The organism is Sporosarcina sp. E16_8 (assembly GCF_017347095.1).
Taxonomy (GTDB): domain Bacteria; phylum Bacillota; class Bacilli; order Bacillales_A; family Planococcaceae; genus Sporosarcina.
Genome location: NZ_JADPRZ010000050.1, coordinates 1 through 24195 on the forward strand (window position 1 = coordinate 1; position 24195 = coordinate 24195).

The window sequence follows — 24195 nt, forward strand, 5'->3', positions numbered from 1 at the left end:
GCATTGGGACTTTGCCTACCCGATACCAGTGGTTCACGTAGTACCGATACATCTTCAACTGTTAATTTTTTCAACAAAACAGGGTTTCCTCCATTCATCACCATTTGAAAAGACCTTTGAGTTTATCTAACTGCGAGTTTTTTTTCTCATTGCCATCCTCATCTTTTGTTCTCCTATTTAAGAAGCCGTTGATTCCTAATCCCACAAGGACGCCGACTGCGGTCCCGACTCCTGGGATTGGTATGAGCGCTGTACCTAGTGCTATACTAGCCGCTTGAACCGCACCTCCGACAGCTGTATCGATTGCAGTGTCAACCGTAGCTTTAGTTGCAGCTACCTCAGTGCTTAAACCGCTATCTTTCGCTTCATGGTAGTTATTGTAATAGCTCAATCCCGCGCCTACAGGGCCAAGTACTTTTACGGAACCTTTTAACCAACCACTCTTCACAATGCCTTTCACGTCAACAATATCCTTGAAGGAATTGCCTGCACCTTTAATTGCTGCGCTTCCGACCACTTTCCCCTTTTGGCCAAGTGTCGCCTCGGGATTAAAATAAGCAAGGGATGGATGTTTTTCCAATGCTTGTTCACCGACGCTTGACCAACCACTTTGCCCTGGTTTCTGTGATGCAAACTTCAACGCCGTCTTATTGGTCGCTGCAATATTATAATGTTTAGGTGACCATTTCTTGCCGCCTTTTGGCACCCTCCAATTGAAGTCACTTAGCGCACTTGCACCGGGTTTGACACGTAAATTCTCTAATGCTTTTGGAGTTGCATTGATGCGGTATGAATAGGCACCTGTTCGCATATTCATGTGTTTTGAAGTACTTAAACCACCGCCTTTGCCTGCAATGAACATACCAAAACTTGAATATAAACCAGTAGTAGCTGTTTTTCCTTTATTAGCCCAACCTACGGCTTTCTTCAATAACAAAACTTGTTCATTGGCAGAAGCAGTTGATACCTCTCCCGCCTCTTCCTCTGAACCGTCTTCTACAACGCCATTCATAACATCAACACGGTGTTCCAGTTCTGTTTTGAGCGGGTGATTTCCCGAATACTCCGCCCAACTTTCGGCTTGAAAATCTATATCAGACAGGCCATCGTTCATCATACCTTCTATTTCAAGCAACCAAAGTTCCATTGTCAGCAAATCCGCCTCAATCTGCATTAATGCAGCTGTCTGCGTTGCATCGAATTCATTCAAATCAGTGACCGTTTTTTCCCGCTTCGTTTGTGCACTTTTCACGCCTTCATGCACTTCGCTGTCATTCAAATGCGGAAGGGCGACGATATCACGGACTTCATCCATGATACCATTCGCTTCGTCCGTCAAAGTCAGCGTTAATTGGTCAATCGTTGTCAATCCTTTATTAACGTCCGCTTCGAGAAAACTTTCTTGGATGTAACCGTTCGAAGCCGGCTCCAGCGTGTCGAGGGCGGATTTCATTTGGTTAAGAACGCTATCGTAAGATGTTTTAAAAGTCATGAAAAATTGCAAGAAGGGTAAATGACAATCATTATAAAATGCCCGGATAGCGTCCCCGCCTTGCCCTTTTAGGGAATCATCCAGCGCAACAAGCCCTCCAACGGCCGTTTCAATTGCTTTCATCTCACCTTCCAAGCGGCTGAGCATAGTGATATTGTTCTGTAAACCTTCTTCAAATGGGCCGACGTCCAGTATCTTCATTGTGTCACCATCTTCGGTCCTGACAGTGTGCCTTCCATAACAGATGCTACTTTCTCGTCCGATTCACGCATAAACTGCACTGAATTGGTAGTCGTTACACTATTAGCAAGAAGCACCTTTTGATAACTCGTTAATAACGTATCTAGCTTTGTCGAAAGCTCCGTCAATTTCGTTACGACATCCAGTGTATTTCCTGTAATTGGTGGTTCTGCTTTCGGACCAAGCAATGTAGTTGCATTAGTCATGTCACCGATTTTACTTTCAACGTCTGCATAAATTATTTTTACTTCAGTAGACATATACGTTTTGCCTCCTCTGCTTCTGCCCTTGCTTCCGCCTCAAGACGCGCAATGGTCTGTTCGATAGAAACGATTTCAGCGTTAAGCGAATTAATCTTGTCAGCAATTGCAGTAAATACGTCCGCGAACTGGGTACCAACTATTTCTAGGAAAGGTGTATGGATTCCCGCTTCACGAATATCTTGGAAAGCAGTGGCCAGCGTACCATGCCATGTACGCGCGGATAATTCCGGTTCCAGACACTTTTGTTCATTCGATTGAAATTCCGATTGTTTTCCTTGTAAGGTTGTTTGACACGCGGTGAGGCGCCTCACTTCCTCCTGTTTTTTCTGTAATTGTGCATAGTAATAGGCCAGCAAGTCTTTTCCCCCTATCCTGTTGTTTTATCACTCCGTGGATTTGTTGACTAGCTTCGGCAAGAAAATCGTAAACAAGGTAACGAGTCCAGCTACAATTATGGCCAATAAAATCAGTGTTCGCGGCGTATTAGTAGCAGGTTTGTCTTCTATGATCTTGACAGCGGTTATTTTCTTTCCACTCTTTTCGGCACTTGTAAAGAGACCGAGTTCGGCTGTTTTTGCTGCTACAGTACTTTTCTCTCCACGTTCCCTCGTCTGAAAAAGATAGGATCCATTGCTTCTCTTCGGTAATTGCCTTCTACCATCAAAGTAAATAGCAAACTGTTTAACAGGAATTGTGTTTTTCATTTCAACCTTTTTACTGTCATGCAAATAATCGGTGTTTTTCTTAAACTTTAATTTTTCATAAACAACTGGTTCCAAATCGAGATTGGGTTCATCATCCGGAGCTGCTTGGACGGTACTATGACCCGCCGTCCAAGCGATTAACAGGATTATCAGTAGCAGCCAAGTCGATTTAGTTGTCATGAGCTTGTTCTGCCGTTGACGTGTCAGTTGTTTTGTATTTATTGATCAAATAAGAGATTGCAAGCATAGCAATTGCAATGATTCCTGTACTAACCGCTCCCCATATGAAGCTTGTTTCAGGTTCATATTTTATGGACATATAAACGGTCGATAAAATATCCGGAACGTTTATTTCAGGTACAGCTAGAATCAGCAGCGGCGTAATGTACAGACACATCAGTACAACGCTCGCAATCCATCCTGCCGTTTGCCCGAATTCAAGTGCTGCACGAATGACCGCGGCACTAGCCAATAGCAGAAGGATGGTGAATAGTGTCCATTCAACTGCACGTTGGTCGTTCAGCACATACATATTAATGCTGTAGAGACTGATAATAAGACCTACGAGTAAAGACAGCATGCAAGTCAATCCTAAGCGGAAACCAATTGGACCTTCTTTGATTTGATAACTGAAGAAACCAATCAATAGGCTACTAATAAGCAAAATGAGTAGTAGAATAACAGGCGGTACCTTCCTCACTTCATCCGCAAATGCGGCCTCCCCTTTTACCTGGAGCGGATTGACAAAATGATTGAACGCATAGCCATTCTCTTGGCCATCGACATATGTGTTACCAAGAAAGTCTTGAATATCCGTATCAAATGCTGACATTGCTCCCACATTCGTTTCCCACTTATCACTGAATGCGGTAGACGTTTCTTTCATATTATTCGCTTTTTCAGTTAGATCACTCGCGTAATTGACAAGACCTTTTTGCTTCTCTGACAATGAATCCATCATGCCGCTGAGCGAAACGAGTTGACTACTCACATTTCTTTGACCAGCAGCAACTTCGCCTTCACTGGTTGCAGCGACAGGTTCGCCTGCCGTATTTTGAATCTGGGTAAGCAAAACGTTTGCTTGCTCGTCAATCGAACTCAACTCATTCAATATCGCAGAATGCTGCTCTTGCACTGTTTCTTTGTAACCGGACATGATTGCAGCAAACGTCGTACTCAACTCGCTCATGCCGAGTTCCGTCTCAGGGATACCGTCCCCTACGGAAGTCCATCCTTCGAGTTCTAGTTCATTCATCTCGACAACGTTTTTCAATAATGCAGTTAAGATTTCATCTTTTAGAACGCCATCTTTATGCGTACTTTGCCGCTGTTCGTCGAGGGTAAATCCAAATTGTTCGAGCGTTGCATAATAGGTCAACAATGTTTTGGTCTCCGTGCTAGCGGCACCTTTCGCAAACAAGTCTGTCAGTCTACTCCGTTGTTCCCCTGACAATCCATCGTGCTTAAGAAGGGATGCTTCTTTTTGCTTTATTTGAAAAATCATCTGCGCTGTATCTGCAGGGGATGAATTCAAAATTTGTTGAACCGATTCATATTCCTTGTTCAATAAATCATAATCACCAACCAGATCCTTGTAGTCAGTGGATGCTTTTACATAATCATCCGTTCCTTCTTTCTTTGTACCGCTCCAAAGTGCTTCCTTTTCTGACATGACTGCGTTCATCGATGATAGCTCGCCTTCAAGCTGTTCGAGTTCACCAATGAATGTGGATTCGGGAGTCGTTTCCGCAACGCTTGCTTTCATTGCAGACAACGCTGCTAAAATTGCAGTCACTTTATTCTGCTCTTCTTCGAGACCTGGTAGTGCAGTCGCTAGCTTAGCACCGGCTTTGCGGTCCATTTCCTCTTTGATTGCGGCCATTTTTTGCTGATCAGCCGTTGGATTAGAGGTAACACCTCCAGTTGACGCGTCTTTTCCAGCTGCAATTCCTTGTTCCAAATTCCCTAAAATCGAGTTATTATAGCGGTCAATTGCAGTTCCTTGAACGACAAGTAGGTCTACAAGTTGGCGATCGACTTCATTTTTACGTAAATCGGACAATGCATTGAATTTTTCTTTATTGGCGTCAATTTTTTCATTCACTTTAACAATTTCACCGTTCAACTTTTCGTTATTTTCTTCAAGCATCTGGACCGATTCGTTGAACTGGCTCGCTTGAGTTGCGGCAGCAGCATGAATCTTAGCTAAGCTGTCGTCTTGGACTTGTTGAAGAATACTTTTCTGCTGTTGCTGAAATTCTTTATACTGCTGCACATATGTGATGAAACCGTCCATTTGCTGTCCGAATGAGTCTGCATTTTCAATTCGGTCATTATGCCCATTATTTGCATCACTGATAACCGAGCGCAGTCCTTCCATTTGTTTCTTCTGGTTCTTCATCTCTTCCGCTAACTTCTCAGACCCGGGTTTATAATAGGCCGACATTGCAGTTAGAAATTCCGTTTCCTTGCCCAGAATAGTTGTGAACTCTTTTTTAATATGATCCATTTCTTGTGCAACATAGCTCCAGTAGAGGGTCGAAACCTTTTCATTTACACGGTTGGTAGCCGTTTCAATTTCATGGAGTACTTTCTCTTTTTCTGAACCCGCTTTTTGACGTTGTACTTCATAGGAGAATTCCGCTTGCTCAGGATTCTGTTGATCGTAAGACATGATGCTCTGCGAGAAATCTGATGGAATATAAACAATCGCTTCATGCTGATTCGATTTTAATCCGCTAACGGCGGTCCCACGGCTCATGACTTTCCATTCATACTTTGAATCTTCGGCTAGAATGGAAACGACCTCTTCTCCCATCTCGACGGTTTCTTCATCCTTGGCCATGCCTAGGTCTTCATTGACAATCGCGATAATTCGCTTATTGGAACTCTCCGCGTTAAACAGATTCACACCTAGTAGTTGAAAGAATAAAATGGGTACCGCTATTATCAGTACGATTCCCACTCCTATTTTCAACAAATTGTTAGTCGTTTTCATTGTAGAACCTTCCTCTCAATCTCACTTAACGGAATTTGTATTTTTTTAGCATTACCATTCAAAATATAATGTGCAAATCCTAATGGAAGGTCCATTTCCTTGCGTTCGTACGCAACAGTATACAATGTCTGCTCCGACTTTTTCATGAAGACTAGCGCTTGGCGAACCAATTTCAATTCATTCGTGAATGCGTCATAGCCTTTTGTAATTTCCGCATTATTTCCGGAAATAATGACGTTGAACCCTAAGTGGGAATACTTTTTCATCAGCTTCGATAAGCGGTCTTGTATGCCGCTATCTGCTACTTGTAAAAATCGTGTATAGCCGTCGATAATGAAATAAGAGGGGACAAGTTCAACTGTCCTATTTCCTGACTGGACGGTTTCCAGATACTCTTTTTCAGCTTGAACGTAGAATTGTTCAGCTTGCGTTAGCCATTCGATGAGACGTTCTTTGGTTTCTAAATAGTCGACATTTGGGTCCCCAGCAAACATAGCTAAGCCCCTATCAAATGAGTCAAATATCGCGATGAAGCCAGCGTCTTGCTCCATAAGTGTATGAAGGATCCACTTCAATGTATTCGTTTTTCCTCGCTGTACTTGTCCGACTAGCAGACAATGGCGATTTTTCCTAAAGTCGATTTTTATCGGCCGTACTGTTTCTTCATCCAATCCGATTGCAACAAGTCCATTCTCCTGTTCCCCCGATACATAGGAAGGGAAAATAGTTGACGTCAATTCGAACGGCAGCATCGGAATCGGTTGCGGAAGTTCCAAGCCGCGGTAGTGCTCCTTCAGGTTTCGCGCAGTCATTTTAATCGCTTCCAGGACATCAAAATCAGTTTCCCCTGGTGCAGGAAGATAGATTTGTGCGAAATGTGGATCCTCTTTCTTAATAATGGCCCTGCCAGGGAACGGTTCCAACTCAAATGGAACACGGCCAATGACTGTAAATGATTCTGTAGCATCCATCAAATAATGCACAACTTTCGTTTTCAAATTATTCATGAGTGATTGCCTAACGGACTGCACGCGCGTCGCCGCGATAAACAAATAGATACCAAGCGACTGTCCATCACGCCCGAATTGGATCAGCTGCATTTCGAGTTCTTCCATCTCCTCACGGATGATATCGTAATTATCGACAACCATATAGATAAGCGGCAAACGATGAGCAGATAACTCGTTGTACATATTGATATTGCTGACTTCTGCTTGCTGGAACGCTACTTTCCTTTTCGCGATCTCATCTTTCATCAACTTAACAAGTTTTTCGCGCTTCAACTCTTCATCCAGCGTAAAGTAATCAGCTGTATGCGGTAGTTGCCGAAGCGGAAGTAACGATCCATTGCCGAAGTCCAAAATGTAGAAGTTCGCTTCGCTCGGCGTTAGATTAGCCGCTAGTCCAAGAACGGCCGTCAGCAATGTATACGACTTTCCATATCCTGAGGAACCGAAGACACCCAGATTGCCATCTTTCGTCCAGTCATAACCAATTGGCGTTTGACTTTGTTTTTCCGGCTCGTCAATCATGCCGAGCGAAAATCCAACTTGCATTGCAGAATGATCTTCCGTCTTGTCGATTCGCATTGCCAGCGGCGGTAACCAAGGACTCGCCAATTTTCGGATGGACAGTTCTGCTTGCGTCTCTGCAATTTTTGCTGTCACGGCTTCCATTTCGGTTAGACCGCTTCTTTTCTTGCTGCTAGTTGTTTCGATGCCGGAAAGTGGATACAAACCAAGGTCCGTGACAATCGCAATGTCATCTTCCCCTTCCAATGTTTCCTCCATATACGGCGCGCCGCTCCAAGCAGATTGAAACAATTCATAGACTTCATTGTTCCCCACCTGTAAATAGCCTCGACCGGTTACAGTGATTGTGGCAGCATCGCCGTTTTTCAAAATCTCTTTACTATCCGATGCATCCTGTACTTTCAATGCAACACGGAAACGGGCATTACTCCAAATCTGTTCATCGATAATACCGCCCGGCTTTTGTGTCGCCAAAATAAGATGGACGCCCAGGCTTCGGCCAATTCTTGCAGTACTAACAAGCTCGCGAATGAATTCAGGTTCTTCACTTTTCAACTCTGCGAATTCATCTGAAATCAGGAACAGATGCGGCAAGGGTTCAGCTGCATTTCCTTCCTTATAAAGGGTCGTGTAATCGTCGATATGTGTGACAACGTATTGATCGAATAAACGCTGCCGCCGTTTTAGTTCACTATTAATAGAAGTAAGTGCACGCATACTGAAGTTTTTACTGCCTTCAATGTTTGTGATGGTGCCTAATAGATGAGGAATATTCCTAAACGGTTGCGCCATTCCGCCACCCTTATAGTCAATCAAGAGAAAAGCAACTTCATGGGGATGGAAATTGATAGCAAGCGATAGAATATAGGTTTGTAGAAACTCACTTTTCCCTGAACCCGTCGTCCCTGCCAGCAAGCCATGAGGGCCATGCGCTTTTTCATGTAGATTTAAATGGACAAGTTCCTCTTTTCCTTTGAAACCGATTGGAACGGCCAGTGACTTCGACGATTCATTCGTCAGCCAATTGCGTCCAATCGGAACATCCTCAACATCTTTCACCCCGAACATTTCAAGGAAACTGACCGAATTCGGTATCGAATTTTTCATACCAATCTGATGATTAAGCGACTTCAACATACGGGCAAAGCGTTCATCCGTTTTCTGGTCATAGACGTCCAGTTGAAATGACGTACTGACTGCTTTTCCGGCTTTGATGAGGATGTCACCTTCCCAGTCATTTACGTAACGGACAAGCGTATGGACATTTTCAGTCATACGCTCTTGTGCCGCTTCAGCAAAAATGACAGAAATGCCGAGATCCTCATTACTTTTCCCTTCCAAGTACTCTAGAATGACATGCTCCGCAATTAACGGGTAATTGGAAACGATGAACACCAGATGGGGTGTGAATTTCACTTTCCCTTTCATGTCATCCATATCGCGTTCGCGAATTATTTCATAGAGTGACGACAGCAACTGATCACGCGTCTCTTCGTTATGAATCAATCCTTTTGCATGCATATTAGGAAGTGTGAAATGCGGCAACCATTTCATCCATTCGATATCTGCGTAGTCCTTGTTGTTAAAGATGTAGATGAAACGCGTATCGTGATAGCTATGAGAAAAAGCGAGTTGCCCAACAATCTGACGCAGTTCACGCTTGATAATCGAAGCTTTTCCGACAAGCCCTAAAATCCCTTGCGATATATGAGCAGTGATTGGAGCAGACGGAATTTCCTTATAGACCGTTTCCATTCGCTGCGCCTGTTCCAATAAATCATCGACTTCTCTATTCGCCAAATCCCCCGATGATAACTTAATATCATAACTGGCGGGCACATCGCCGGTACCTAGCCTAAATTCCAGAAAGTCATGACTGTCCACTGTCTTTTCCCAAATTCTACCCGACAACTGATTCGTCAACTGCTTCATCTGTTCAAACGGTGGAAAATGGTAGTCCAATACTTCTTTCTGTTTCTTAGCAAGTTCATACAGTTCTTGACGCATATTTTGTAAGTAAACCGCGTAGACACGACGTCTTTTCGCTTCATTTAACTTACGTCTTTTTCGATCTTTAAAAAATTGAACTGTTGAGGTGACGAGTGTCATTAGGAACATCGATATGGAAATGATGATGAAAATCCCACGAGGTATCAAAATGGCAACAAGCCCCATAACGATGAGCATAACTAGCGGCGGTGCAATAATAAGCAAAAGACCGCGTCCTGAATCATCACTTTCCTGCGTCGGAAATGAGAGTGACACTTTGTCTTCAGGCAATTCGTAGATCATTCGGGGTGTCCGTCTGTAATCAGGATACATAGTAACAAGTTCAGACTGTGGTACGTCAATTTCTGACAACCTGGTTTCATACGTAACAGCAGAAACGACTTCTAAAATATCTTGTTCGATTAATTTCATTTCCATGAATGCCCACTGAACTACATCTCCGATTTGAAGGGGTTCATTCAGTTCAGCTCTTTTACCATTCACATAGAGCGGGCAACTGTAATTTTTCTTAATGATCCATCCGCCCAATGTCTTATTCAATGAAAATTGACCGGATTCCACTTGCGGAAAAGTAACTTCTTCCCGATTAACTGTTGCCGTTTCACGATGACTATCAAACGAAACTTCATTTTCATAATCAAGATAGTACGTTTTCGTAGCAGCACGGGCGGATAAGACATACAAATGAAGGGTTAGTTCTTCTTGTTCAATAGAGAAACCCTCTTTGGCCGATAATCGACCGACGTAATTGACCCCATCATGAACCGTAAAGCCATCACCGTCTTTTTCTATCGTGAAATGTCCAGCGTGAAATGGGAACGACAGTACCGTGATATCATTGCCGATTGCAGGCCCGATTGTCAGCGAAGTAAAGTCTTCGTCATCCAGATTGATAGATTGGTAATCTTCTCCGTAAAACAGCCATAGTTGTTTCATCTTAAACACCTTCTTTTTTTATATAGTCGGCACTTAACAAGTAGAGTGTTCTTCCGACACCGCTTTGTCGCCTGGTTCGTTTGTTATACTGGTGAGGTAAACCACGTAGTTAATTAAATTAGTAGTGCCGAATATATAGTTCCTCGTTTTCGCTTACGGTTTGGATTCCTTGTCTACTGTTTCAGCTTTGTCTACTTTCTCTTGCTTCTTTGCTTTGTCTAGCTTTTCTTGTTCCACTACTTTGTCTGCTTTTTCTTGCTCCGCTGCTTTGTCTATCTTTTCTTGCTCCGCCGCTTTTTCTTGCTCCGCTGCCTTGTCTAGTTTTTCTTGCTCCGCCGCTTTATCTTCCTCGTCTTCTTCATTCTGCTTCATTAATTTTTCATACTCATCCACTTCTCTATCTACTTCTTCTAACTGGTATTGCTTCTCTTCGCCCGTAAGCGTTTGATCAGCTTGGATTTCCTCACGTCTTTTCAGTAATCCAAACGTAATGAGTTCTCCGTCTTCCATTGACCTAGCCAAATCAACCGCATTCGCGGCTTCCCCCCGGCCAAGGTAAATCCAGTACTTCAAATAGTCCGAATCTGTTTGCAATGTGATATTCGACAACACATTCCTTTTTTGTTCTTCATCCAATTTTTCATTTGTTACGAATGAATGAGCCAGTTCATACAGCATCACATAGGGCATCGACTTTATGCTGTACGGGCTTAACACGGTGACGACCTGACTATAATTTCGCTCCAAAAAGTATTCATGGCTATCAATATACGCTTCGTTTTTCGGCTTTTCGTGTATGAAATAAATAATTGTAAGTAATAGTGCTGGAATAAGTAGCACGCTAAGCCCAATAGATAACCATTTAGTCCTTTTCCACTTGTCACGCGGCAGCTTCACAAAGCCTTGTTCTTTGATATCCAAAAGTTCAAGTTGTTGCTCAATATAATCCAGCAACGCTCGGCTATCCGGACTGGACATCACTTTCGCACTCGTCTCATTAAGCTCCAGGACCTCGTTATACTTCAAGTATTCTTCATATGTGAACGAGCCATCTACCGCCGCCGCTACTGCCGCTCTCGTTTCAAGCCAGACGCGCTGTGCATCATTTCTAAATGGCGGCAGGCTCTCCATCACCCCATAATAGATGAAAACAGGCGCCATCCCTTTGCTATACACCATGTTTTCTGGACAAACGATAAGATTTAGCCGGGGATACGGATGAGCATCAACCTTTTCTACAAGCTGATGCGCAAACATCCATCTTGACTTGGCATCTTCTGTTTGAATTTCATCAAAATGTTTCAACGAACTTGGAATGTCTGCTTGTATGATCAACTCGTCATCTGTTATGACAATTTCTTTTCTAATTTCAGGATTAACTTCTTTTAAAAAGACAATCTCACTACTTCTCTTAAAACCGAAACGTTCTTTTTGAAATACGAATGTTCTTTTATTCGCTTCTTCATTAATCTCTACGCCTATCAAGTCTTTTAAATATGTATGTACATGAGTCGCCATCTTTTTTTCTCCTTCAAATGATTTCAATACGATCACCTGTCCTAATCCCGCAATGTGCCAGCGTCAAATGTCCTGGGAATAGCTTGTCTTTATTAACTACCCGTATCCAATGACCTTCACGCGGATTAATTGAAATAGAATTTGCCTGCCAAGCAATGTCTATCAGTTTTTTCATTGTATAATAATCTGACAATCTAAGATCGATTATATCGCCCTCGTAATTTGAAAGATCTACAGTAATTTCTATATACATAATTCCCACCTCAATGAAGGAAAAGCGCCTTCCTTTTAGGGAATGACGCTCCACTATTTTTAATTCTGAATCTGAATAATTAGCCGCGAATTTGACCAGCGATTTGCTGATCCGCGTCTTGCAATGCTTGTCCCGCACGGCTTAGCTGTACGCCAACTTCACTTAATAATTCACGCATCTCGTTAAAACTTGGCTTAAGGCGCTCATATTGCTCCGCGAACGCTGCACTTGAAGCCCCTTCCCACATGGATTGCAATTCACCAATCATTCCGTCCAAACGGCCGATTTGTGAAGCAACCTCCCCTGATTCATGGTTGTAACGTGATGCCATAGCATCCAGTTCTGCTGGTGTTACGCGAATAATTCCTGACATTTAAAACATCTCCCTTTTCCTTGAATTTTAGTGCATGTAAAAAGCGAAACTTCAATCAGTGGGGGGGATTTCCTATCCCCCACTGATTGTTAGTTGAGCCATTCGGGCTTTTACGGGCAGTTGACCCCCGACTTATTTCTCTTTACTTTTCCCAAAGACTTGATGTGGGGGTCTTACTGCCCGTTAATGCGGGATAAAATAACTGTTCGGACAACGACGACTTGCCGTTTCAAAACAGATACTTCCAATTTCACCATGTCCATTTTTGCGGCATCACCTCCTTTCCGTTTTGGTTGAGCGGTTATGGTGCAAGAACCATCCATGTAGACTCTACTGTTTCTCTAAGTCGATAAGTGATTGTGATTGGTTGAGTGGCAAGTTCATTGTAAATCGTGTTATATTCCCGTGTCGCACCTGTCACGGAATGTTTTTGGTTGTTGCATACATTTACTTGTTCATCAACTTCGGAGATCATTTCACCATACTAATAGACATTGTTTTCATCATCACTTTTACTATATTCACTTTCGAAATCTAAAAACCGCGTCAAGTGTTTCTCTCTTTTATCATAAAAAGTTTAGATAGTGTCTCATCCACAGGTATTCACATCGTATATGCTTCTGGCCGCGGCTTAAAAACATAATGCCGTTCATCAACTTCGTCAGTTGAAACGAGGAATGAGCATGTATAGTCGTCTTGCGCTGCAATTGTATTTGGAAGTTCTGTTTTGGTTTCCTTATTAGTGCCTGAGTTCTCCATACCTGTACATCCACCTACTAGTAAAGAAAAACTCAATGTAGGTGCCATCCATTTTTTATAACCATTATTCAACAAACACACCTCAAATTTCCAAATTGGATTGCTGTCGCTCTTCTATTAAAAAGCGCCCTCATTGATTTACGTAAATTTTCCATTATACTAACAAATACCACTAGAATGACCAACTGTCAAAGAAAACCAATAAAAATCGTTTTATGATTAGGTATCTGGACCTATATACATATGCCGTTCCATTTTACTAAGTAATAATTATCTGTTATTGGCTACTAGCGTTCTATTAAACTGCTACTTATACAGTAAGTCATCTTGCGGTTCATCAAATAAACACTACTTTGGATTCATTTTTCTGTTTTTGAAGATTTGAAAAGTATCTCGATATAAAGATACTTGATTTAAAGGTAATTATGTGATTCTTATATGATTGGAGTTCTATTTGTTGGCGGTTTTTCGTTGGTTGCACAGTTCCGGAGATTGGTTGGAGGCTTTTCGTATTTCGTTGTAGGCTTTTGGCCGTTGGTTGGAGGCTTTCCTGAATTCGTTGGACACTTCAAGGGCTTGGTTGGAAACTCCTTCGTTGGTTGGACACTTTCCGAATTTCGTTGGAGGCTTTCGGCCGTTGGTTGGAGGCTTTCCTGAATTCGTTGGACACTTCGACGGTTTAGTTGGAAACTCCTTCGTTGGTTGGACGCTTTTCGTATTTCGTTGTACGCTTTTGGCCGTTGGTTGGAAGCTTTCCTGAATTCGTTGGACACTTCAAGGGGTTTGTTGGAAACTCCTTCGTTGGTTGGACGCTTTTCGTATTTCGTTGTACGCTTTCGGCCGTTGGTTGGAGGATTTCCTGAATTCGTTGGACACTTCAAGGGTTTGGTTGGAAACTCCTTCGTTGGTTGGACACTTTCCGAATTTCGTTGGAGGCTTTCCTGAATTCGTTGGACACTTCGAGGGGTTTGTTGGAAACTCCTTCGTTGGTTGGACGCTTTTCGTATTTCGTTGTAGGCTTTTGGCCGTTGGTTGGAGGCTTTCCTGAATTCGTTGGACACTTCGAGGGGTTTGTTGGAAACTCCTTCGTTGGTTGGACGCTTTCCGAATTTGGTTGGAGGCTTTTGGCCGTTCGTTGGAGGCTTTCCTGAATTCGTTGGACACTTCAAGGGTTTTGTTGGAAACTCCTTCATTGGTTGGACGCTTTTCGTATTTCGTTGTACGCTTTCGGCCGTTGGTTGGAGGCTTTCCTGAATTCGTTGGACACTTCGACGGTTTAGTTGGAAACTCCTTCGTTGGTTGGACACTTTCCGAATTTCGTTGGAGGCTTTTCGCCAACGAGAAGGAGAGGTATTAAACTCCCCCTCCTTGTTGCCGCAGAGCGCGGCAGTCTTAGTCTGAGTTCCCTTATTCAGCCGGGGTTTTAATCTCCGCTGGATTATAGTTTCGTTTGCCTTCCTCTTACCACCTAAAGTAGTGGTAAAATTCTGCCAAATGGAGTTAAATCGTCCCCCGGTCCACCTGTTCATTTAATAAGACAATGTTACTTAACACACTTTCCGATATTTCCAATGAGGCTTCAATTGCATTTCCTTTTTCAAATGCCAATTGAAAAGTAATATCTTTAAACAGGATTTCCATTTCATCCATAATTGCAGAGGCTGCAAGATTGTATAAACGAACATTTTCAAACTTACCCGGTTCAAAAATAGCAGTATCGATATAGGGCTTAAAATTACTCACCATTTCGGGCAAGTTCCCTATCATACTATTTACCCCTTTTCGAAGACCTTCAATTGTAGACTCCATTTCTTCTATCGGTTCCAAGGCTTGTTTTGCTGCAGCTTTCACTTTTTGATCGAAATCGGAAAACAAGCTGACAATTAGCCCGATAGGATTTCCATATAAGCCGATATTTACTGCTGTATTAATACTAGCGACAATCATTTCAAGAGCTGCCTCAATTAATAGCAATACGATTTCCATGGCTTGAAGAATTGGCATGAGCACCATAGTCGTAACTGCAGTCATATTTTCATGGGCGAGTGCGACTTGTATTTCTTTGATTTTCATCTTTGTCTCTAAATATGGGGAAGGATCTAGGGTAAATACAGCCGTTTTTTGTACAGAATCCGTATCCGCGAGCGATGAGGCATTTGTACGAATTACTCCTGCCAAGCTCGTGTCTTTATTGGTAAACGCATCTGCCACTGACTGGACTTGGTTTTCATAGTCAGTTAACTGTCCATTCATTTTGTCTTTATTCGCAAGCATTATGGCATAGTGGGCAGTCAATTCCCCGACAACCGCATCGACGAAGTAATTTTTTCCACCTTTAAAAAAGTCAGGTATGTCTTTTGTGATGATGTTTTGTGCCCCTGCGACTAAGTTATCAACATCGTCTTTTAAATCATTTAAGTAGTTTCTAACAGGCGCAAATAGACTTTCTACACTAATGTCAATGGACATCACATATTCGATTAGCTCTGCAGGTTTAGAATTTAAGATGGAGTTCAAGATGCGGCATTTTTCTTCAGCTTTGTCTAGAAGTGAAATTAGACTATCAATACAGGCTTTAATAAGATGACCTGTACCCGCAATTCCAATGAACAGCGGATTGCCTGCCGTTTCTTCAAATTTTTGTGTGAATAATACCTGCAGCATCGTTACACGCTGGGAAAAACGTGCGCTTTCATCATCCACAATGCTGACCGAATTCTCCAAATAGCCCGTTGCCAAACCCATTCTGCCTTTCACATGATCTTTGATGCCATTTGCGAGTGCGGTCATGTTTCCATGGTTAATGGCAATCTTTTCAGCTGTGCCTCCATGAAGAGGGGACCCCGTCCAGATGCTGGTCACTATATGGTCGGCTGCCCCAATATGGATGAAGCCGTATCCCGGTTCTCCATCAAGCCCTATTTGAATTGTATAATCACCATTTTTGTCTGCTTCCACATAACCTGTATGATTGGAAGTGAACATGGAGAATAGCGGGAGCCCGTTGTTAATCTTGTATTTGTTGCCTGGGATGCGGTCTTCCAAATTGAGTGTACCTTGCGTACTCGTCAGAAAATCGTATTTACTATAGTAGTTCGTTATGTTGGAGTAGTTCTTGGTTGGATCCACCATGCCTTCGGGAAGCATCGCCGGATTTAATGTAACTGCTTTGACGCGCGGATTTTCAATTGCAACTGCATTCGTCAAGGCACCTGCAAGAGAATTCCCTGTCACGGAGGAGACTTTTCCGTAGTTTTCATTTACGTGGTTGAAATAGTCTTGGGCATCTTTTAGTTGTGCAGGTGTTGTATCGCTTAATAACTTTAAGTTCGTGCCGATCCAGTCTTCTTTTAGTTGTTCACTTCCTACGAAGACGATGGTTAGTTCGTTAGTCTTCACATTTTCTACTGCTAATGCATCCAAACCGGATTTTGTATTATAATTTATATCAACAACACGAAACTTACTTCCGTTAATTTTTATTTGTTTGTCCACTTTATAATGTTTATAGGAATGATATCCCGCCAATTCAACCAAATCTGTATCTTTCGCCTTAGATTGCAGAATTTGAGTGATTTGTTGTTTATCGTTTTTTTCTGAATTTTGATAAATTGGTGAACTGTTTTTCAAACTGGAAACAGAATTAAGTTCAATCATCACTTCCCTTCCTTCCTCATTCTTTCAATATTTTATCAGGTGTTGTTCTTTCCAAAGTATTATCCTTATTCCCAATTCCTCTTCGTTTATCAATAAAGTTGTCATTCAAATAGATTGAATACTCTCCCCGCGGAATATCCTCCATTTGTTCAATTTCCATAACGATTTTGTTAAAAACTTCTTTATTGGGTTGTTCTATTGCATTCTTCGAGTAAAATTCAATTGTTATAGCCAAATTTTTAGGATTAAAGCTATTTTCATTAAAAAACTCCGTTAACTCTTTTTTGGTTATCTGAGGATTTGCCAAATAAACTTGATATAATTCATCAAAAATATCGTCAAAAGTGGTTACATAGTAATAAGGTGTTGAAAATCCAGTAGCCATTACATTTTCAATCGCTTCGATAGGCGTGCCAACTACTGGCGATGTTTCTACAACATTTTCAAGGTACTTATCAAGTTTTCTGAATTTATCTTCAAAAGCCATCGCATACAAACCACCTTGAATTGCTTCTTCCACTTGCCCTTCCTGTGACCTAATAGTGTCGAGTTTCACGGTTTTATTTTCTACGTCAATTGGCACTATCGCAAATGTATAAAAATGAGGAACGCCCACCGATTCGACGAACACAGAAGCACCATCGACTGCCCCCACGATGTTATGGACAATTACTTCCGTTTTATAGTTACTGATGAAAAATCGTTTGACAGCTCCTTCAATTTCTTCACGGTTTTCTTCAGCCAGTTGTCCCGTTTCTGGACGGCTGTCGCGCAATTTATAACCTTCACCGGTGTAGTCTTGTATTCTTACAAAATTCTCTGTTTCGTATGCATTTTTCTTATTTTTAGTTGACGGTTCGTTCACCTCAACTTTTTCCTTACTAGTTAAATTGTCCAAACCCGTACATCCCCCTACTAGTAATGATGAGCTCAATGTTAATGCCAGTATGTTTTTGTGGCCAATATTCAACGAATACACCTCGAATTTCTACAGTAGATTGCTATTGCTCTTCTATTAAAAAGTGCTTGCAATGATTTACGTGAATTTTCCATTACATTAATAAATACCACTAGGATAGCCAACTGTCAAAGAAAACCAATAATCAACGATTAGTACGTAGACCATTCAACCCACGTAAATATGCCGCCCCTTATTATCAAGCAGTAATTATCTGCTCTTAGTTAAAAGCTTTCTATTAAACTGTGACTTATACAGTGGGGTATCTTGCAGTTCATCCCACAAACAATACTTTGGATTCATTTTTATATTTTTAAAGATTCTGAAAATACCTCTATATAAAGATACTTGATTTAAAGGGACTTATGTGATGCTTATATAATTGGAGTTCTATTTGTTGGCAGTTTTTCGTTGGTTGGACATTTTTAGAGATTGATTGGAGGCTTTAGCCTTTGTTGCCTGGAATATGGCTTTCCAATTGAAGCGTGCCTTGTGTGCTTGTTAAGAAATCACATTTGCTATAGTAATTCGTTATGTTAGCGTATTTTTTTGTGGGATCCACCATACCTTCAGGAAGCATGACCTGATTTAATGTAACTGCTTTGACGCTAGGATTTCAATTGTCATAGCATTTGCCGAGGCGCCTGGTAGCGAGTTTCCTGTTACAGAGGTGACAGGAACATACTTTTCATTTATGTCTTCAAAATATTTTACGGCATCTTTTAATTTTTCGCTTCCTACGAAGACGATGGTTAGTTCGTTAGAATCTATATTTTTGACGGTTAATGCATCAAGGCCCGAATCCCCATCGTATGCTGTATTTATAACTAGATATTCACTGCCGTTTTTTGTCATTATTGCTTTATCTGTCCCATAGTGCTGATAAGCATGGTATCCAACCAATTCAACTAAATCTTTATCACTCGCCGTTGAATACGATAAATAATTGATTTTCTCATCATCAATTGTTTTTCCCCTCTTACTAATGGATATATTTCTTTCGAAGTTGGAAACATTAGTAAGTTCAATCATACTTCCCCATTCCCCTTTCAATCTTTCACTATCTTATTAGGTGTGGTTCTTTCCAATGTATTATCTTTCATCCCGATTCCTCTACGTTTATCAATCAGGTTGTCATTCAAATAGATTGAATATGCACCTTGAGGAATACCCTTCATTTTTTCGATATCAGCAACGAGTTTATCGAAAATTTCTTTATCGGGTTTGATGTTTTCATCCTCCATGTAAAATTCAATAGGAATGACTAGTCTTTCAGGGTTAATGTTTTTTTCAATAAAATAGCTTTTCAATTCCTGTTTAGTAATGTCGGGGTTTTTTAGATAAACTTCAAATAACTGTTTAAATACATCCCCTAAAGGCGTAATGGAATAATAACTCGTTGCAAATCCTGTCGCTTTTACATTTTCAATTGCTTCAATAGGAATTCCGACAATTGGATATTCTTTTGTCATTCTTTCCAGGTATTCATCCAGTACAAGAAACTCTTCTTCAAATGCCATCGCGTATAAACCACCATTTATCGCGTATTCAACTTGGCCCTCTTGTGACCAAAAATTATCTAGTTCCACAGTTTCATTTTTCACGTCAATCCCTACTATTGCAAATGTGTAAAAATGAGGTTCACCCACTGATTCCACGAACACAGAAGCACCATCGACTGCCCCGACCATGTTATGGACAATCACTTCTGTTTTATATTTCTTGAGGAAAAACTGTTGGACCGCTTCCTCAATTTCTTCACGGTTTTCTTCAGCCAGTTGTCCCGTTTCTGGTCGGCTGTCGCGCAATTTATAACCTTCACCGGTGTAGTTTTGTACACGTACGACGTTCTCTATTTCGTACGCATTCTCCTTATTTCCAGTCGACGTTTTCTTAACCTCAACTTTTTCCTTACTAGTTGAATTGTCCATACCCGTACACCCTCCTACTAGTAATGATGTGCTCAATGCTAGTACCAGTATGTTTTTATAGCCAATATTCAACGAATACACCTCAATTTCTACAGTAGATTGCTATTTCTCTTCTATTAAAAAGTGCTCTCAATTATTTACGTGAACTTTCCATTATACTAATAAATACCACTGGAGTAACCGACTGTCAAAGAAAGCCAATAAACAATGATTTGCACTTAGGTCATTCAACCCACATAAATATCCCCTTCCTTTTTATCAAGTGATAATTATCTGCTATTAGTTCATACCATTTTTTAAACTGCTACCTATTCAGTAAGATATCTTGTTTCTTATTCCATAAGCGCAACCTTAGCTTCAATTTTTTCTAGAGAATTGGAGGCCTTCAACGGTTGGTTGGACGCTATCGGAGATTGGTTGAACGCTTTTCGAATTTCGTTGAACACTTTCGGCGATTGGTTGGACACTTCAAGGGGTTTGTTGGAAACTCCTACGTTGGTTGGACACTTTTCGAATTTCGTTGAACACTTTCGGCGATTGGTTGGACGCTTCGAGGGTTATGTTGGAAACTCCCTTGTTGGTTGGAGGCTTTTCGAATTTGGTTGGACGCTTTTCGAATTTCGTTGGACACTTTCGGGGATTGGTTGGACACTTCAAGAGTTTTGTTGGAAACTCCTACGTTGGTTGGACGCTTTTCGAATTTGGTTGGACGCTTTTTGGACTTCGTTGAACACTTTCCAAAATTGATTGCAGCATCTTCTGAGTTCCCTAAAGGCTATCGCGTCTTAACGAACCTGATTAGCCATGGAGACAAAAATCACATAACTAAAAAAGGCCTTCAGTTGAGAGTCAAACTCTTCACTGAACGCCCTATTTGTCATTAGATTTCGCTTCGGTCAACTAACTGTAACTCCTAAATTAGGATGCAGGCAATAGTTAGATACCTGTCCCTAAAGAAACCATTTCTCCGATAAATTGAAGTGAAATACCCTTTCAATTCCGCTTCCGCGCTAGGCGATGCCACCAATCTTAAGGCTTCTACTATCCCTATTAGGCGGCTACGCTTAGTTTTTACAGGTATTCATTCGTTCAACAATAATGGTTATTTCGCTAACCGGCTAACCTCTTCAGACGTTACAACATACGCATTCTCACTCTCAACACCAGTGGCTGATACGGAAGTAATTCCATATGTATAGTGTTTGTTGCGGTTTGCTGTCTTATCTATAAACACTGTATTTCCTCTTGTATTATAGACAACATCTACTATGTTGCGTGGATTTTCATATGATCCCACTTCGTTTCCTTCAAAACGATAGATCACATATTTCCTTGGTTGTTTGCTCGTTTCATCTTTGATGACTAGCTTCATTCCAGCTAGATCCTTGTTAGCTTGTACCCATGTTGGCTCTGCTGGAATAGCCGCGTTGTTCCAAGAAGTTGCTGGCGTTAAAGCAGTATAGTCATACAGTTGTTGCTTCAGGATTGTTGCATAACCAAGCGGATTCTTTTGAATGCTCTTCAAGGAGAAGTGCATTTGACCCGTCGCTATTTGGTTTGCTCTGTTAGCAATTACCTGGTTTGGTAACTCCATTTTGTTTTTCCATGCTTTATCGGCGTCAACGCCAACTTTATAATCGGCTAGACCAATATATAGATTAACAGGGTGTACGTCGGCATAGGTTTCTACTTCAGTACTCCACCAATCTAATAGAGTTGAATACCTAGCTACTGACAGCGTTTTAGACCAGTAGACTTGTGGTGTAATATAGTCAATACTGCCGTCCTTAATCCATTGCCTTGTATCTGCATATAAGTCATCATAATTAGCTACACCAGCTCGCGTGCTGCTGCCAGTAGGATCCATTGATTGATTACGCCACACGCCAAATGGTGAAATCCCAAATTGCACATGTGGTTTAGTCGTTTTAATAGATGAATTGACCTTTTTGACAAGTTGGTTTACATTATCTCGACGCCAATCATCCACTTTTTTAAATGAAGTTCCATATTTCTTAAATGCAGCTTTATCAGGAAAAACTTCATTTTTAATTTTATACGGATAAAAATAATCATCCATATGAACAGCATCAATATCATATTTAGCTACTAATTCTTTGACTGTAGAAATTAAATAATTTTGCACCTCAGGAAGTCCAGGATTCAAATAATATTGCTTACCATATTTAACTACCCAACCAGGATTTGTGCGCGCTACATTACTAGGCGCAAGACTTGCTAATGTTTGTCCGGGCATTGTAACGCGGTACGGGTTAACCCATGCATGTAGCTCCATGCCACGCTTGTGCGCTTCGTTGATCATAATTAATAAAGGATCATAACCGGGGCTTTTACCTTGTTTCCCTCCTGTTATATACGATGACCATGGCGCCAACTTTGAAGGATATAACGCATCATTTGTTGGTTTTACTTGATAAATAACTGTATTGAATTTATTGGCTTTCAATTGATCCAATGTTTTCTGTACCCAAGCGGTATATTGAGCTACATTCATGCCAGGTTTCATGTCCACATTTTGAACAGTTGCAATCCAAGCTGCACGCATCTCATTCTTCGGGGACGACACGCTTGCTGCTTTACCCTGTAAAGGTAGTAGTGATATAAGTAAAACGAGTGTTAAAGCTGCTGATAATGTCGCTTTAAAGAGGTGTTTATTCATACTAAATAACTTCCTTCCATTATAATCTACAAAAATAGCGATTTCCGGGTCAAATAAGAACGTTTACCTACCAGTGATTGTGTTAATGATTGCTTTCTTGGAATCTATACGTGTTTCTTTGCCTCAATTATATCATGTATTGGCGCTTACTCTTGCAAACTATCGAAAACAATAATAATGATAGATGCGGAAATCTAATATCACAAAACGTCGCTAATTGAAGGGGATTTATAGAGAGTAAGTTTAATGTAAGTACTTGTCCTACATTTCTATGTATTTTCCGGTGCAGTAATAGATTGTCGATTATGTTATGACCGCCATCAAGCTTGTTGTGACCGCCATGGGGCTACTTATGACCGCCACGAAGCCCGTTATGCTCGCCATGGATGCACTTATGACCGCCATGAGTCGTATTATGACCGCCACACGATAGGTACGCAGCTAAATTACATACACCTGCCTCCCTTCCCCTACCTTTCTTCTAGATAGAGGATGAAGGGAGGCGATTACATGGTGACAATCGAATTCCAACATGCCGTTGGTCGAGTGTATCTTGCCGGCGGCCTAACGGAGGCTGGCAAAATCATTCGCAACTCAAAAATCTACCGCAACATGCGGATAACGTTGCTGCAGACAGCTTGTCCAACGCACTTGAGCAACTTGCCAATTTATCACAACGGTCATTCTTTCGGGCAGAGAAAGTAGATACATCTAGCTTTATGGACTATTGGAATGAACATTACCTAGTCTCAAACAATGCTTTAACCCCGTTCTAGATTGAGAACGGGGTTAAAGTATTGTTGTTTAATCAAATAAAGTCGTTAGATTAACGGAAAGCAGCTAAACCTATTCTCTAGCTTTCTGTGTATCTCTCACATTTTTCTGAACTGTTATCGCTGCAAATATACTAAGTACAAAAGCCATGCCATAAAACCCTTTTTCGCTTAAAACAATACTTCCTGCATTGTATAAACCAATTGTCATTAATAAAATAGATATAATAAGTGCTAGCCAGCTAATACCATAATAAATGTTCGTCACTGGTATTCCTTCTTCTTTATCTCTTACTGCTTTTTGCAAAGATACAGATGAATAGAGTCCGAATACTAAAATCGCAAAGTAATACCCTTGTTCATTCAGTTCCATCGTTGCATTATACAAACCCAAGAGATAAGCTGATACTCCTATTAACAACGCCGCTATGGAAGCTCCTTTGAAAACTGAAGTTGGTTCTCCATCTTTTCTCATTACTTTGGTTTTTGGGTCACTTTGTTTTTCTCTATTAAATATATCTTCATTATCATTAGACATTGAATGTTCCCTCCCCTTCCGCTAATCATATCCGAACGAGAATTATTCGGCAACGTTTTTAAAATATTCAACCTCCTCTGCAAATCTTTTTGTGAGGTACTAGTGTATGAATGAGTTCAAGGATATACTACTAGTTATAAAAATTAGTCGGTTGGTTGTTGGTTGACGCACGGCGTTTCAACACATCATTTGGTTGGAAACTTCTAGGGATTGGTTGGACACTCCTCTGTTGGTTGCACACTTTTAGAGATTGGTTGGACACTTTCGGCGTTTGGTTGGACGCTTTTCTAGTTTCGTTGGACACTTCGAGGGTTTTGTTGCACACTCCTTTGTTGGTTGGACACTTTTAGTGATTGGTTGGACACTTTCGGCGAATGGTTGGAAGCTTTTCGGGTTTCGTTGGACACTTCGAGGGTTTTGTTGCACACTTCTTTGTTGGTTGCACACTTTTAGAGATTGGTTGGACACTTTCGGCGGTTGGTTGGACGCTTTTCTAGTTTCGTTGGACACTTCAAGGGTTTTGTTGTACACTCCTTTGTTGGTTGCACACTTTTAGAGATTGGTTGGACACTTTCGGCGT

25 protein-coding genes are annotated in these 24195 nt (G+C 41.3%); 8 read left to right on the forward strand and 17 right to left on the reverse strand.

Going from position 1 to position 24195, the window contains the following annotated elements; translation table 11 throughout:
• Positions 1–97: 97 nt before the first annotated feature.
• The 11 genes from I2484_RS17955 to I2484_RS18005 form a co-directional block, all read right to left on the reverse strand.
• Entirely contained in the window at positions 98–1693 is a 1596-nt protein-coding gene (locus I2484_RS17955) for a ribonuclease YeeF family protein (protein WP_255551564.1), read from the reverse strand.
• Entirely contained in the window at positions 1690–1992 is a 303-nt protein-coding gene (locus I2484_RS17960; RefSeq protein ID WP_207152439.1) for a YwqI/YxiC family protein, read from the reverse strand. Before I2484_RS17960 ends, I2484_RS17955 begins: the two co-directional genes overlap by 4 nt.
• Positions 1977–2351, reverse strand: coding sequence for a YwqH-like family protein (locus tag I2484_RS17965; RefSeq protein WP_207152440.1), 375 nt, complete (start codon positions 2349–2351; stop codon positions 1977–1979). The genes I2484_RS17960 and I2484_RS17965 overlap by 16 nt, the downstream gene beginning before the upstream one ends.
• Before the next feature lie 27 nt (positions 2352–2378).
• Positions 2379–2879 carry a type VII secretion EssA family protein gene (locus tag I2484_RS17970; protein ID WP_207152441.1) on the reverse strand — a complete coding sequence of 167 codons (501 nt, stop codon included), beginning with the start codon at positions 2877–2879 and terminating at the stop codon, positions 2379–2381.
• Positions 2869–5697 (reverse strand): type VII secretion protein EsaA, encoded by a 2829-nt coding sequence (gene esaA / locus I2484_RS17975; protein ID WP_207152442.1) that lies wholly within the window; start codon positions 5695–5697, stop codon positions 2869–2871. The genes I2484_RS17970 and esaA overlap by 11 nt, the downstream gene beginning before the upstream one ends.
• The gene (essC, locus tag I2484_RS17980; protein ID WP_207152443.1) at positions 5694–10175 is read right to left on the reverse strand and encodes a type VII secretion protein EssC; all 4482 of its coding nucleotides are present in this window, start codon (positions 10173–10175) and stop codon (positions 5694–5696) included. Before essC ends, esaA begins: the two co-directional genes overlap by 4 nt.
• Before the next feature lie 153 nt (positions 10176–10328).
• Positions 10329–11693, reverse strand: a complete 1365-nt coding sequence (gene essB / locus I2484_RS17985) for a type VII secretion protein EssB (protein WP_207152444.1) — start codon at positions 11691–11693, stop codon at positions 10329–10331.
• 13 nt (positions 11694–11706) lie between these two features.
• Entirely contained in the window at positions 11707–11946 is a 240-nt protein-coding gene (gene yukD, locus I2484_RS17990; protein ID WP_207152445.1) for an ESX secretion system protein YukD, read from the reverse strand.
• A 79-nt stretch (positions 11947–12025) separates the two neighbouring features.
• Positions 12026–12319 (reverse strand): WXG100 family type VII secretion target, encoded by a 294-nt coding sequence (locus tag I2484_RS17995; protein ID WP_067212644.1) that lies wholly within the window; start codon positions 12317–12319, stop codon positions 12026–12028.
• 301 nt (positions 12320–12620) lie between these two features.
• Positions 12621–12794 (reverse strand): hypothetical protein, encoded by a 174-nt coding sequence (locus tag I2484_RS18000; RefSeq protein ID WP_207152446.1) that lies wholly within the window; start codon positions 12792–12794, stop codon positions 12621–12623.
• A 128-nt stretch (positions 12795–12922) separates the two neighbouring features.
• Complete coding sequence (locus I2484_RS18005) at positions 12923–13150, reverse strand: hypothetical protein (RefSeq protein WP_207152447.1); 228 nt, start codon at positions 13148–13150, stop codon at positions 12923–12925.
• 366 nt (positions 13151–13516) lie between these two features.
• On the opposite strand from I2484_RS18005, the gene I2484_RS18010 reads away from it, so the two are divergent.
• Genes I2484_RS18010 through I2484_RS18025 form a run of 5 tightly spaced genes read left to right on the forward strand, consistent with a single transcriptional unit; the run spans position 13517 to position 14435 of the window.
• Positions 13517–13735, forward strand: coding sequence for a hypothetical protein (locus tag I2484_RS18010; protein WP_207152448.1), 219 nt, complete (start codon positions 13517–13519; stop codon positions 13733–13735).
• Entirely contained in the window at positions 13716–13838 is a 123-nt protein-coding gene (locus I2484_RS21660) for a hypothetical protein (RefSeq protein ID WP_255551567.1), read from the forward strand. The genes I2484_RS18010 and I2484_RS21660 overlap by 20 nt, the downstream gene beginning before the upstream one ends.
• A 5-nt stretch (positions 13839–13843) precedes the next feature.
• The gene (locus tag I2484_RS18015; RefSeq protein WP_207152449.1) at positions 13844–14023 is read left to right on the forward strand and encodes a hypothetical protein; all 180 of its coding nucleotides are present in this window, start codon (positions 13844–13846) and stop codon (positions 14021–14023) included.
• Positions 14024–14028: 5 nt separating this feature from the next.
• Entirely contained in the window at positions 14029–14229 is a 201-nt protein-coding gene (locus tag I2484_RS18020; RefSeq protein WP_207152450.1) for a hypothetical protein, read from the forward strand.
• 5 nt (positions 14230–14234) lie between these two features.
• Positions 14235–14435: a hypothetical protein gene (locus I2484_RS18025; RefSeq protein ID WP_207152451.1), complete on the forward strand. Its 201-nt coding sequence runs from the start codon at positions 14235–14237 to the stop codon at positions 14433–14435.
• Between the two features lie 143 nt (positions 14436–14578).
• Here the strand turns inward: I2484_RS18025 and I2484_RS18030 are convergent, their stop codons facing one another.
• The 4 genes from I2484_RS18030 to I2484_RS18045 form a co-directional block, all read right to left on the reverse strand.
• The gene (locus I2484_RS18030) at positions 14579–16735 is read right to left on the reverse strand and encodes an SA1320 family protein (protein WP_207152452.1); all 2157 of its coding nucleotides are present in this window, start codon (positions 16733–16735) and stop codon (positions 14579–14581) included.
• A 16-nt stretch (positions 16736–16751) separates the two neighbouring features.
• Positions 16752–17633, reverse strand: coding sequence for a DUF1672 family protein (locus I2484_RS18035; protein ID WP_207152453.1), 882 nt, complete (start codon positions 17631–17633; stop codon positions 16752–16754).
• 648 nt (positions 17634–18281) lie between these two features.
• Positions 18282–18725: a hypothetical protein gene (locus I2484_RS18040; RefSeq protein ID WP_207152454.1), complete on the reverse strand. Its 444-nt coding sequence runs from the start codon at positions 18723–18725 to the stop codon at positions 18282–18284.
• A 17-nt stretch (positions 18726–18742) separates the two neighbouring features.
• Positions 18743–19624 (reverse strand): DUF1672 family protein, encoded by an 882-nt coding sequence (locus I2484_RS18045; RefSeq protein ID WP_207152455.1) that lies wholly within the window; start codon positions 19622–19624, stop codon positions 18743–18745.
• Between the two features lie 396 nt (positions 19625–20020).
• Between I2484_RS18045 and I2484_RS18050 the strand changes: the two genes are divergently transcribed.
• On the forward strand, positions 20021–20371 hold the full coding sequence (locus I2484_RS18050; RefSeq protein WP_207152456.1) for a hypothetical protein: 351 nt from the start codon (positions 20021–20023) through the stop codon (positions 20369–20371).
• 355 nt (positions 20372–20726) lie between these two features.
• On the opposite strand, the gene I2484_RS18055 is transcribed toward I2484_RS18050, so the two are convergent.
• Positions 20727–22304 (reverse strand): glycoside hydrolase family 10-like protein, encoded by a 1578-nt coding sequence (locus I2484_RS18055; RefSeq protein ID WP_207152457.1) that lies wholly within the window; start codon positions 22302–22304, stop codon positions 20727–20729.
• A gap of 510 nt (positions 22305–22814) precedes the next feature.
• Between I2484_RS18055 and I2484_RS18060 the strand changes: the two genes are divergently transcribed.
• Positions 22815–23009 carry a hypothetical protein gene (locus I2484_RS18060; protein WP_207152458.1) on the forward strand — a complete coding sequence of 65 codons (195 nt, stop codon included), beginning with the start codon at positions 22815–22817 and terminating at the stop codon, positions 23007–23009.
• A gap of 141 nt (positions 23010–23150) precedes the next feature.
• On the opposite strand, the gene yiaA is transcribed toward I2484_RS18060, so the two are convergent.
• Positions 23151–23615 (reverse strand): inner membrane protein YiaA, encoded by a 465-nt coding sequence (gene yiaA / locus I2484_RS18065; RefSeq protein ID WP_207152459.1) that lies wholly within the window; start codon positions 23613–23615, stop codon positions 23151–23153.
• 374 nt (positions 23616–23989) lie between these two features.
• Between yiaA and I2484_RS21665 the strand changes: the two genes are divergently transcribed.
• Positions 23990–24112 (forward strand): hypothetical protein, encoded by a 123-nt coding sequence (locus tag I2484_RS21665; protein ID WP_255551569.1) that lies wholly within the window; start codon positions 23990–23992, stop codon positions 24110–24112.
• Positions 24113–24195 lie beyond the last annotated feature (83 nt).

Coding starts and splice junctions, on each gene's coding strand:
- I2484_RS17955 (WP_255551564.1), bottom strand. CDS start 1,693: ATGAAGATACTGGACGTCGGCCCATTTGAAGAAGGTTTACAGAACAAT.
- I2484_RS17960 (WP_207152439.1), bottom strand. CDS start 1,992: ATGTCTACTGAAGTAAAAATAATTTATGCAGACGTTGAAAGTAAAATC.
- I2484_RS17970 (WP_207152441.1), bottom strand. CDS start 2,879: ATGACAACTAAATCGACTTGGCTGCTACTGATAATCCTGTTAATCGCT.
- esaA (WP_207152442.1), bottom strand. CDS start 5,697: ATGAAAACGACTAACAATTTGTTGAAAATAGGAGTGGGAATCGTACTG.
- essC (WP_207152443.1), bottom strand. CDS start 10,175: ATGAAACAACTATGGCTGTTTTACGGAGAAGATTACCAATCTATCAAT.
- essB (WP_207152444.1), bottom strand. CDS start 11,693: ATGGCGACTCATGTACATACATATTTAAAAGACTTGATAGGCGTAGAG.
- yukD (WP_207152445.1), bottom strand. CDS start 11,946: ATGTATATAGAAATTACTGTAGATCTTTCAAATTACGAGGGCGATATA.
- I2484_RS17995 (WP_067212644.1), bottom strand. CDS start 12,319: ATGTCAGGAATTATTCGCGTAACACCAGCAGAACTGGATGCTATGGCA.
- I2484_RS18000 (WP_207152446.1), bottom strand. CDS start 12,794: ATGATCTCCGAAGTTGATGAACAAGTAAATGTATGCAACAACCAAAAA.
- I2484_RS18010 (WP_207152448.1), top strand. CDS start 13,517: ATGATTGGAGTTCTATTTGTTGGCGGTTTTTCGTTGGTTGCACAGTTC.
- I2484_RS18030 (WP_207152452.1), bottom strand. CDS start 16,735: ATGATTGAACTTAATTCTGTTTCCAGTTTGAAAAACAGTTCACCAATT.
- I2484_RS18040 (WP_207152454.1), bottom strand. CDS start 18,725: ATGATTGAACTTACTAATGTTTCCAACTTCGAAAGAAATATATCCATT.
- I2484_RS18045 (WP_207152455.1), bottom strand. CDS start 19,624: ATGGACAATTCAACTAGTAAGGAAAAAGTTGAGGTTAAGAAAACGTCG.
- I2484_RS18055 (WP_207152457.1), bottom strand. CDS start 22,304: ATGAATAAACACCTCTTTAAAGCGACATTATCAGCAGCTTTAACACTC.
- I2484_RS18060 (WP_207152458.1), top strand. CDS start 22,815: ATGGTGACAATCGAATTCCAACATGCCGTTGGTCGAGTGTATCTTGCC.
- yiaA (WP_207152459.1), bottom strand. CDS start 23,615: ATGTCTAATGATAATGAAGATATATTTAATAGAGAAAAACAAAGTGAC.
- I2484_RS21665 (WP_255551569.1), top strand. CDS start 23,990: ATGGTTGGAAGCTTTTCGGGTTTCGTTGGACACTTCGAGGGTTTTGTT.